The organism is Tardiphaga sp. OK246 (genome assembly GCF_900188215.1).
Classification (GTDB): Bacteria; Pseudomonadota; Alphaproteobacteria; order Rhizobiales; family Xanthobacteraceae; genus Tardiphaga; species Tardiphaga robiniae.
Map to the genome: position 1 here is coordinate 162,456 of NZ_FZOX01000006.1, position 10,862 is coordinate 173,317.

General features: G+C 58.2%; 8 protein-coding genes. 5 read left to right on the forward strand and 3 right to left on the reverse strand.

The genetic code is table 11. The features are described 5' to 3' along the window. Window positions 1-259: 259 nt before the first annotated feature. The 3 genes from CHC01_RS24885 to CHC01_RS24900 form a co-directional block, all read right to left on the reverse strand. Window positions 260-2,188, reverse strand: coding sequence for a hypothetical protein (locus CHC01_RS24885; protein WP_089267058.1), 1,929 nt, complete (start codon window positions 2,186-2,188; stop codon window positions 260-262). Window positions 2,189-2,193: 5 nt separating this feature from the next. Then, complete coding sequence (locus CHC01_RS24890; protein WP_089267059.1) at window positions 2,194-3,438, reverse strand: site-specific integrase; 1,245 nt, start codon at window positions 3,436-3,438, stop codon at window positions 2,194-2,196. A gap of 769 nt (window positions 3,439-4,207) precedes the next feature. Further along, window positions 4,208-4,978, reverse strand: a complete 771-nt coding sequence (locus CHC01_RS24900; RefSeq protein WP_089267061.1) for an IclR family transcriptional regulator domain-containing protein — start codon at window positions 4,976-4,978, stop codon at window positions 4,208-4,210. Window positions 4,979-5,081: 103 nt separating this feature from the next. On the opposite strand from CHC01_RS24900, the gene CHC01_RS24905 reads away from it, so the two are divergent. The 5 genes from CHC01_RS24905 to CHC01_RS24925 are packed head-to-tail and all read left to right on the forward strand — an operon-like array spanning window position 5,082 to window position 10,857. Further along, window positions 5,082-6,305 carry an ABC transporter substrate-binding protein gene (locus tag CHC01_RS24905; protein ID WP_089267062.1) on the forward strand — a complete coding sequence of 408 codons (1,224 nt, stop codon included), beginning with the start codon at window positions 5,082-5,084 and terminating at the stop codon, window positions 6,303-6,305. Between the two features lie 40 nt (window positions 6,306-6,345). Beyond that, a complete protein-coding gene (locus tag CHC01_RS24910; RefSeq protein ID WP_089267063.1) occupies window positions 6,346-7,299 on the forward strand; it encodes a 3-carboxyethylcatechol 2,3-dioxygenase in 954 nt (317 codons plus the stop codon). A gap of 3 nt (window positions 7,300-7,302) precedes the next feature. After that, window positions 7,303-9,159, forward strand: coding sequence for an FAD-dependent monooxygenase (locus CHC01_RS24915; RefSeq protein WP_244558511.1), 1,857 nt, complete (start codon window positions 7,303-7,305; stop codon window positions 9,157-9,159). Between the two features lie 26 nt (window positions 9,160-9,185). Next, window positions 9,186-10,070, forward strand: coding sequence for an alpha/beta fold hydrolase (locus CHC01_RS24920; RefSeq protein WP_089267065.1), 885 nt, complete (start codon window positions 9,186-9,188; stop codon window positions 10,068-10,070). Between the two features lies 1 nt (window position 10,071). Then, the gene (locus CHC01_RS24925) at window positions 10,072-10,857 is read left to right on the forward strand and encodes a 2-keto-4-pentenoate hydratase (protein WP_089267066.1); all 786 of its coding nucleotides are present in this window, start codon (window positions 10,072-10,074) and stop codon (window positions 10,855-10,857) included. The last annotated feature ends 5 nt before the right edge of the window (window positions 10,858-10,862 follow it).

Genomic DNA, 10,862 nt, shown 5'->3' on the forward strand with positions numbered 1-10,862 from the left:
TGCCAGCTTACAGTTTGCGTCGATGCCAGCGCGCGAGGGCACTATCGTTACCGAGGAAATGGCTCTCTTGTTGCCCGCGGGCATCCATGACGTAGGTATTCGCCACGTCGATGCATCAAGACGGCAATTGGGAAGTATCTCGAAACGTCGTAGCTCAGCCCATGGACGTGAGGCGAGTCCATCGTCTTTGGTCAAATCCGCAATTGAAGCATCGCGCCATTGGTCGCGACTAATGTAATCGTTAGGGTAGACCTTATGTTTAATAGTCTGGGTACGTTCCATGTGCTTGAATCTCGCCTGATCGGAGTTTGTCGGTCCAGAAATCCACCTCCACCTCTACCGCAGCTGAGTCGAATCCCTCGAGTGTTTGCTCCAAAGCCTCGTGCTCATCCGCGAATGAACCTTCCCAAGCGGTGATCGGAATGAGCCGGCGGAGGTGCCGAAGCTCTGCCAAAGCTTTCGCAAGTGGTGGCATGCTGTCTTGGAAAACGATGCCTTTGCTACATCCAATGCAGCGTTGTACGCGGCAAATGGCCCCTTCAGGGTGTCCGGGGGCAACGTGACGGTCCGGCGATTGAGGATCGAGACAACCCATCCCGAGACGTGTCCGCATTCGATAGTCGGACAACCGTGCTTCTTGCTCAGGCGTGATCGCGCCGTTACGCACAAGCAATCGAAGGCGCGTTGGATCAATTGGCCTTCGCGCCTCAATCTCAGAGAACAGCACGTGATAGAATTCTCTGGCCTTTTTTTCGCTATGGGCGCGATAGCGCCCAAATCCAATGTAATGCTGGAGCGATGTGGGTGAGATATGCTGTGCCGCCAGAAGTGCTATAATGAACTGATACCCGCTTTGGACGAATGCGTGACCGATCCATGAGTCGCGCGCGTCGGAGGCTGTGAACTCCCGAAGGCGTGGATACTCCTGTGCTAGACGACTTGTTTCGACGACGTGTCGAACCATCTCGGTCATATACCTGGCTTTACAGCCTTCGAAATGGCCGGAAATTCCACCGGGTTTTGTCGAGAGAAACAACCATGGTGTTCGGGACAGCTTTTCCAGTCGATCAACTTCCGCGGCAAGTTCGATGCTCGGAGTGGCGGCATGGTTCGTTCTTGCTGCGGCGAGTTGGACCAACACTTCTCGACGGAGCGGCGCGGTTATATCGATCACATACTGGAGGAGTCGAAATGGGTGCCATTCGGCACGGGTTTGTGAAATGGTGAATTGGTATTGGCCGGCACGATGCTTGAAGCTGCGGATGACGACAAAATCATCAGATAACGGGTGCGGTTGGAGCCATCTTTCGCTTGACGAGACGTCGATCGCCGTAGCGGTTGCGACGTTCCAACCGGTGGCGAGTAGAAAAAGAGCCATGAAAATCGTGGTATCGGAGCGACCCGGAGCGAACCACCGTAAATGCCCCATCAATCCGGATGACATCGAAGCGTCCACGCCAGGACCGATGTACTCGGCGCCGGGTTGGCCAAAGATTTGGCGCGCGCCCGCTGCGATCAATGTGTCTCGATTTGGAAGACCGGCACGAAGTAGGTCGCGGACAAGCCAAGCCCGCGTTTCTTTCTTAGAGAGCGTATCCGCGCCTGAAGTGAACCGCGGATCGGTCCCTTGCTCTGCAAGCTGTTGTCCTTCTTTTAACATCCGTTTCACCGATCGGGCGTGGTGTCGCAGGGCGTGACTTAATTTCACGACCTCGCGCTTGCCCAATGGTTCCTCATCGACAACGATGGTACGGCGTCGCGAGGGCCAGAAGAGTTCCGTCGAACCCGATAGCGCTCTCATCCTGTTCAGAAGCGTTTTAGTTCGATTGTACGAGACGTGATGTGATCCTCGCAATCGAAGCCATTCACGGAATGCGATTCCGTCAGCACTTGTCACGTCGTTTGAGCACCGTAAATTGGAGGCCTTGTCGTCAAGAAAGCGGAAGAACAATCTCATCGCTGACAGCAAACTTTCCGAGTTGGTCCGCATGGGTGGATCCAATTTCAGAACAGCCGCGAGTTCGCGTGCAAGTTCGGGCCGAGGCGCGAATGGCGTGCCGATGGACTTGCGTTTGTCCTTGATGCCATGCTTTGCGTAGTAGTCGGCCACCGCGAATTCGCCGAGATCGATCTTGTAAGGAGCTTGGCGGTGTGGCCCGACGATGACAATATAGTAGGGGGAATCCATAGATCTCACGCTGCGTCGTCATTGAGGAGGCTGTGGTAGGCAGTCATTAGGTCAGCGATGCCGCAGGATGTGATCAGCCAGCGGAGATAAGTCATGACGGTCGTCATGGTCTTGTGGCCGAGTTGGTCCCTCAGCATTGTGAGCCAAAACTGCCCGCGGTGCATTGCCCAATCCGCGCCCATAACGCTGATTCCACCGTGCGGACGCGCCTCAAGTTCAAGCGCGTTGAGTATGAAGAAGCATGCGAAAACGTGGCGCCCCTTGTGCGGTGTCCATACTCTCGGCCCCGGCTTCACTTCGGTGAAGGCACGGTAGATCGTCATGGCGCTAATTGGGTTGCCATGTGCCGTTTGATGGTCGCTAAGGAAGAGCTGGATCGCCGTCTTCCATCGGCGTTTTTTAAGAAGGCGATATTCGTACGTGGGGCGCTTCTCGTCGATCCACTGACGGATTGAGATCGCCAGTTGCATTGGTACCTCGACTGTTCGCGAATAGCCGCCTTTGGTCACATGGAGTTCCAGCGATACGTTCGTCTGGTGCCTCTCAATAGCGTCGCGGATGTTCGATCTGGTGGGCCATTGAGACACGGTTAGAGCCTCAACTTCGTGCCTTCGTAGACCGACCTCAATGATGCAGCGGCATGCGAGGTACTTTGCAGTTCCCTTTGTTTCCCTCAACAACGACAACCAAGTGCGAACTTCCGGAATGGTTGGGAGGACAAAGTTGGATGATGTTTGCGCCGTGTTCCTCTGCTTTGCGCGCCCGGCACGGACCATTCGCGGGGGTCCGGTGTCCCCGCTGAAGCGTCGACGAGCGTAAAAGCGCTTTACATCAAATGGTTCTCTCAAGCCGCGGAACGCGGCCCAAGTGAGAAAGTGCGTCACCTCGTCCGCACGCTGATTTGCTGTCGCCGCAGCCAGCGGCCGTTCGTACGTAGACCACGTCCCGTTCAATTGTTCGCGCTGATACTGCAGCACATTATCGTATGTAGTGGTCTCAAAGGTGAATCCGCGAACGTCGCTCCATTCGATGAAATTGAGAAGGGAATAAGCAGTTTTGATAAGAGTGAGTTTGCTTGGATACGGACTGCCATTGTCTGGATACCAATCACCCGTCGCTCGTTCGCGCAGATAGCGGTTCTCGACTCGTAGGTATTGTCCCGACGTTGCAAAGATGACGGGAACATGCGCGATCGACGGAAAGCCCATTGCGGAGATGCGATTTGTATCGGGCGAGATTAGCGTTGTCATACGGCAGAAGTCCAAGCTCGTTTTTCGGCGGTCCAATCAGTCGGGCCGTGATGGATCGACGTGAACAGGTGTACTATCGAAAGTGCGAGCAGAACGTCAACGGGCAAAGCTGTTCGTAAGTATCAGATCGAAAACATGAAAAGGAAGAACGGTTAGGCAACACGCAAAGGACTCCCTAGAACACAAAAGGACTCCCTGGAACACAAAAGGACTACATGGCGAACCAATGCCGAAGGGGAGCTTGGTGCTTGCACCAAAAAAATTTTGTTGAGACGCTTCTTAAAACCGGTTCCGGGCCTGAACGACCTGTGGCGTCGGGCAGGCGTACCGGTGTCGTCGCTGGTGCGGATTGCAGAGGCCGACGGTATGCGGGAAGCTTTGGGCCTGGCGAGACGCGAAGCGCTGTGGGCCATCAAGGTGCTGCGCGACGAATTCGGGCGGACATCTAGCTTTTTTCCGCGTTTCTTCGGGCGCTTGTAGACCAAGTCCGGACATTCCGTATGAATGCGACTCGTCTGGAAGAACGGACCACGTGGACGACCACCTGCCTAGGTCGTCGGGCCACTTTTTGCAGCGGGGCTTGGTGAGCCACGAAGCCTCGGCGGGCACCGTGATGTTCTTTCCCAAGGATTTGCTGCCCGAAGCCGGGTCTACTACGTCAACGCCGGAACGCCCGCGGTGCAACACGGATTGGATGCATCTGGAGCGCGGACAGTCGTCAGTTGGTGTGCAGAGCTTCGTGTCTGGAACTATAGATTGCAGCAAGATTTCAACGCTTGATCGGACGTTTCAGTTCGGTCTCCACGGAGGCGACTGCCTTTTGCAGATTTCGCAGATAGCGTCCCGCGGCCTTCTGAGGCGTCATCGTGGTGCTGAAGAAAATGATGTTCATGCTGCCGATGACGCCGCTCGATCCGACGATCGGCAATGCGATCGCGCTGATGTTCTTTTCTGTTTCGCCGACGGACCAAGCAAAGCCGTCACGATTGAACTGATCGAGGAGCCCGTCGATGGCTGCTTGATCCTCGGCGAGTGCGGCATCGGCGTTTCCGGAAGCGGCGGTGATTTCCAGCATGGTTCTACGCACCTTTGGACGGGCGGCAGCCAGGATCGCACGCCCCAGCGAGCTTCTCAGGAAGGGCCGACGTCGGCCGATCATCGCGCGATGAACAGAGAACGGACTGTACGGGTGCGTGGTCTCGCGGATAATCATGGAGCCGGAATCGAATACCGCGAAGTCGCTCGGCCACGAAACCTCCTTCATCAACGCAAACATCGCGGGAAGCGCCGCCTGGCTCATGGTGTCGCGCGCCGACAAACCATCGCTCAGTTGGCGGACTTGTGGCGTCGAACTGAACTCTCCGCTGGGTTCGGCAAAGGTCACAAAGCCGTCGTCGATCATGGTGTGCAGCAGGCGATAGGCCGTCGTTCTGTTGATCCCTGTCTTGCGCGCGAGGGTCTGGGCCGAACTTGGTCCTCCGACATTCAGTTCGGACAGGATCGCCAGCCCCCTCGAGAGGGCTCGGACATTGGGGTGCATCGCCGCCTCCTGTTCACCAGATGAACATTTTGACAATAGAGATGGCAGTTTAGGCCGTCATCCGTCAATGCGGACAAACATAAAAAAATAATTGGAGGAGACCATGTTCATTCGCAATTTTGCACTCGCATCCACCCTTCTAGTTTCCACGGCTCTGACGACCTCGGCGTGGGCGCAGTCGGCTGAGAAGGCGGGCGGCATTAGCAACGGAACTGTAAAAATCGGTGTCCTCACCGACCTCAGCGGACCGGCCGCGAGCTCCAACGGGATGGGATCCGTGGTCGCCGCACAGATGGCGGCTGAGGATGCTGCTGACGGTCTCAAGGTCGAAGTCGTGTCGGCCGACCATCAGGGCAAGCCGGATGCTGGAATGGCGATCGCAGGTCGCTGGTTTGACGTGGATGGCGTCGATGCCGTTGCGGATATGCAAGGTTCGCCGATCGGCTTTGCCGTGCAGAACCTGTCGAAGCAGAAGAGCAAGATCATGCTGCTTTCGGGATCCACGTCGTCTGACTTCTCCGGAAAGGCCTGCTCACCGCTGTCGGTACAATGGACCGTCGATACCTATGGTCTCGCGCAGGGCGCCGCCAAGGCGATTTCCGCCGCAGGTGGCAAGAAGTGGTACTTCCTCACAGTTGATCAGGCCTACGGTCACGCGCTCACCCGCGATACGATCGAGCAGGTGAAGAAGAACGGCGGCGAAGTCCTTGGCAACTCGGTGTTCCCGTCGCGCAATTCGGATTTCTCTTCCGTGCTGCTCCGCGCTCAAAGCACGAAGGCGGACGTCATCGCCATTGCATCCGCGAGCGGCGATACCGAAACTGCCATGAAGCAGGCCGAGGAGTTCGGGCTCAACTCAAGCGCCAAGATCGTTCCGCTGCAGTCCACGGTCCAGGACATGAAGGGCATCGGCGTAAAGACTGCTCAGGGCGCGTACGAAGTCGCACCGTTTTATTGGGATCGCAACGATGAGACGCGCGCGTGGGCAAAGCGGTTCTTCGAAAAAGCGAAGATTATGCCGAGCGGCTTCCATGCGGGCGTCTATTCTTCCGTCGTTCACTATCTGAAGGCCGTGAAGGCAACGGGTACAGACGACGCGGGCACCGTCATGAAGCAGATGGAATCCCAGAAGGTGAACGACTTCTTCGCCAAGGACGGATACATCCGCGCCGATCGCAAGATGATCCACGACATGTACCTGCTGCAGGTCAAGAAGCCCGGCGAACCGACGGGCGAGTGGGATCTCTACAACGTCCTTCAGACCTTGCCGGGTGAGTCCCTGGCACGCCCGCTCGCCGAGAGCGAGTGCCCGCTCGTTCAAAAGTGAGCAAGCGGCCGATGAGAACTTCAATGCAAGGAGATAATTAATGTCTTTGGCTGTTGTTTGCGCTTCGCACACACCGTTGATGTATCGCGGTCCGGCGACCACCGAGACCGAGCAGCGCGTCAAGGACGCCTTCGCGGATCTCGGGGCGTGGCTCCGCGATTACAATCCGGACTACATCATCCAGTTCGCGCCGGATCACTTCAACGGGTTCTTCTACGACCTTATGCCAGCATTCTGTGTTGGTGCGGGAGCGGAGTCCCTCGGAGATTGGGGGGGCGGCCTTGGTCCGCTTCCTGTTCCGGAAGACACCGCCCTTGAACTCGTCGATCACCTCCGCGCCGCGGATTTCGACGTTGCGCTCTCGTATCGGATGCCTGTCGATCACGGCTTCGTTCAGATGTGGGAGGCAATGTTCGGCAATTTCCGCTCCATTCCTCTTTTGCCGATCTTCGTGAACGGCGCGGCTCCTCCGCTCCCGACGTATCGCCGCACACGCATGCTCGGCGAAGCCGTCGGCCGGTTTGCCGCACAATCCGGCAAACGCGTGCTGTTCGCAGCTTCCGGCGGGTTGTCGCATGATCCTCCGCTTCCGGACATCCGCACCGCTACGCCCGAAGTCCGTGAGAGGTTGATCAACAACCGCCATCAAACCCCTGAGGCTCAGAAGGCCCGTGAGGACCGGGTCTTTGAAGCGGGTGTACTCGCTGAGGCGGGGAAGGGCCCGTGCGCACCGCTCAATCCGGAGTGGGACGCAGAATTCATGCGCATCCTTCGCTCGGGTGATTTCTCATCCGCCGACAAGCTGGACACGGACGAGGTTCGCAAGGCGGCGGGGCGCGGAGCCAACGAAGTGCTTTCCTGGATCGCGGCATTTGGCGCCTTGTCCGCTGCCGGCGAGTACAAGGTCGAGCGTGAGTTCTACGAGGCGATCCCCGGTTGGATCGCTGGCATGGCGATGATCGCCGCGCGCGGATCGGAGACGGCCGCCCACTGACGGGTGTCTCCGCAAATCAATAAAAATCGAAGGAGGTCTCCAATGAGTGCGGATTTCAACACGGACGTGTTGATCATAGGTTCAGGTCCTATGGGTGCCACCACGGCTCTCGGGCTCGCCACTTACGGCGTGCGCGCGCACATGGTGTCGCGTTCTGCGTGGCTCGCGGATAGTCCGCGGGCACACATTACCAACCAGCGCGCAAACGAAGTGTTTCGTGATCTCGGCATCGATGACGAGATCGCTCGCTTTGCGAGCCACTGGGATGTGATGGGAGACACCACCTTTGCAACCAGCTTGGCGGGTCCGGAGCTGATCCGGATGCGCACCTGGGGGACAGGCGACGATCGCAAGGGCGATTATCTCAGGGCCAGCCCTTGCGGCATGGTCGATATTATCCAACCTTTGCTCGAACCAATCCTGCTTCAGAAAGCGGCGGAGCGAGGCGCGAACTTCGCCTTCAATACCGAATATCTCGGCCATGAGCAGGACGATACCGGCGTTACCGCTCGGATGCGGGATCGTCTCGATGGGCGCGAATACACGATCCGGGCGAAATACATGGTCGGAGCGGATGGCGCACGATCATCTGTGGCCGAGCACCTCGATCTTCCTATCACCGGGCAAATGGCGCGCGCTGGCACGGTCTATACGATCTTCGATGCCGACTTGTCGAAGTACAGCGCCCATCGACCAAGCATCCTCAACTGGATCGTGACGCCGGATGCCAGTTTCGGTGAGATCGGGATGGGCCTATTGCGTGCCGTTCGTCCGTGGACGCGTTGGATCGCGGGTTGGGGCTTCGACATCAACAAGGGCGAGCCGGATCTGTCGCCGGAAACGATCATATCGAAAATCCGCATTTTGATCGGTGATCCGAAGATCGACATCGATATCGTTCGGACATCGCTCTGGTACGTCAACCAGGCATACGCGACAGAATACTCGAAGGGCAGGGTACTGTGCGGCGGCGATGCGGTACATCGCCATCCGCCGTCGAGCGGCCTCGGGATGAACACCTGCGTTCAGGACGGGCATAACCTCGCTTGGAAGCTTGCATACGTCATTAAGGGGTACGCCGGGCCTGAGCTGCTGCAAAGCTATTCGGCAGAACGCGCTCCGGTCGGAGAGCAGATCGTAAAGCGCGCCAACCAGTCTCGCATGGACTATGCGCCGCTGAATGCGTGCTTCCGCGTTCCAGAAGCTGAGAATCCTGTGGCTGCAGGCATCGCGCGTTTCCAGAACCCGGGCCCGGATGGCGTCGCGGCCCGTCGCGCAGTTCAGGATGCACTAGATCTCAAACAGACGGAATTCAACGCGCAGGGTACCGAGATGAACCAGCGCTACGAGAGCGGCGCTGTCCTTCCGGATGCCAATGCCGAGCCCGAGGTATGGCGTAGAGATCGAGGTCTCTACAATCAAGCGACGACGCGACCGGGTGCCAAGATCCCGCATGCTTGGATCGTCGGCGCCGACGGCAAACGTAAATCGACGTTGGACGTCACCGGGAAGGGATCTTTCACGGTCGTGACCGGGCTTGCGGGTGAGAACTGGAAGAAGGCGGTCGAGAAGATGCATCTACCCTTCCTCCGGGTGGTGGTTATCGGAACGTCCGACCAGCAGGATCTCTACTGCGAATGGCAGCGTATTAGAGAGATCGACGAGGCCGGTGCTGTGCTTGTGAGGCCGGACGGCGTCGTTGCGTGGCGCCAATCGGAAGCCGTGAGCGATGAAAGCGACGCACACGACATGCTCTCGAACGCGCTGCGCAAGGTCCTGGCTCGCAATGACTTCAACAATGTCGAAGCTGACGAAGCTCCTCCATATCGCGAGCAGACGGACGCCCCGATGTTTGCCTAACCTCTCGAAGACAACCGGATAATCCTATGAGCAATACACGACCGAACAACTTCTCTAGCGTCTGGGCCGATCTGAAGGGCGTCTCCTTCAAACAGCACTTCATCGACGCAGGCGGCATCCGAACCCGGTGCATGGAGTCCGGCGATCCGTCCAAGCCGCTGGTCCTCGCGCTCCACGGCGTTGGCGGCCATGCGGAGGCGTATTCGCGCAACTTCGGTCCGCACGCCAACGCCGACTTCTGGTTCGTCGCCATCGATATGCTCGGTCATGGTTGGACCGATCAGCCGCCGATCAATTATCAGGTCAAGGATTACGCCGAACACATCCTGGCTGTCCTGAAGAGCCTCGGCCGGGACCGCGCGATGCTGACCGGCGAATCCCTTGGCGGCTGGGTCTCGACCTATCTTGCCGTTCACCATCCGCAGGTCGTCGAAAAGCTCGTGCTGAACACCGCAGGGGGCTGGACCGCGCATCCGCACGTCATGGAGCGTTTGAAGACACTTTCCAACGAGGCTGCATCAGATCCGAGCTGGGAGCGTATCAAGACGCGCCTTGAGTTCTTGATGTGCGACAAGAGCATGGTTTCAGACGATCTCATCGAGACGCGTCGGGCGATTTATTCCCAGCCCGGATTCTCCGAGACCATGAAGCGCATCATGTGCCTGCAGGAGATGGAAATCCGCAGGCCCAACATGATCACCGCCGATCAGTACAAGTCGATCAAGGCTCTGACCTTGGTGGTCTGGACCTCGCATGATCCCACCGCGACGCCGGAAGAGGGCAAGCAGATCGCGGATATGATCCCCGGCGCCCAGTATGTCGTCATGAACGAGTGCGGCCACTGGCCTCAATTCGAGGACGCCGATCTCTTCAACCGCATCCACATCGAATTCCTGAAGGGGCAAGGTTGATATGGCAAACGTTGCAGAAAACCTCGACGGGATCGCGAAGGCGATCCGTGAAGCCTATTCCGGAAACCCGATCCCGCCGATCAGGACCCAGTTGATCTTTCAGGAAATCGATAACGCTTACGCCATCCAGGAGGCAAACACATCCCACTGGCTAGCGGAGGGAAGACGGATCGTCGGTTGCAAGATCGGACTGACTTCGCCCGCGGTCCAGAAGCAGTTGGGCGTCGATCAGCCGGATTTTGGCATCCTATTCGGGGACATGCAGGTCCAAAGCGATAAGCCAGTCGCCAAGGGGCGCGTCCTTCAACCGAAGATCGAGGCTGAAGTCGCCTTCGAGATGGCGCGGGATATCGTCTCCGCTCATCCAACGGCTGCGGACATCGCCGAGGCGACAGCGTTTGTCATGCCTGCGCTCGAAATCGTCGGCAGCCGCATCCGGAATTGGGAGATCTCGATCTACGATACGATCGCGGACAATGCCTCGTCGGCGCTGTTCGTCTTGGGACAGGACAAGCGGCCGCTCGGGGATCTCGATCTCCGCGAGGTGACGATGAAGATGACGCGCAACGGCGAGGTCGCATCGGAAGGAAAGGGCGCTGCTTGCCTCGATAATCCGCTCAACGCGGTGGCGTGGCTCGCCGCGGAACTGGGCAAGCGCGGGCGCCCGCTGCGCGCCGGTGACATCGTCCTTTCCGGGGCGCTTGGACCGATGGTCCCAGCCAAGTCGGGGGACGTCTTCGAAGCCACTATCAGCGGCCTCGGATCTGTAGGCGCACGCTTCGCCTGATCGAA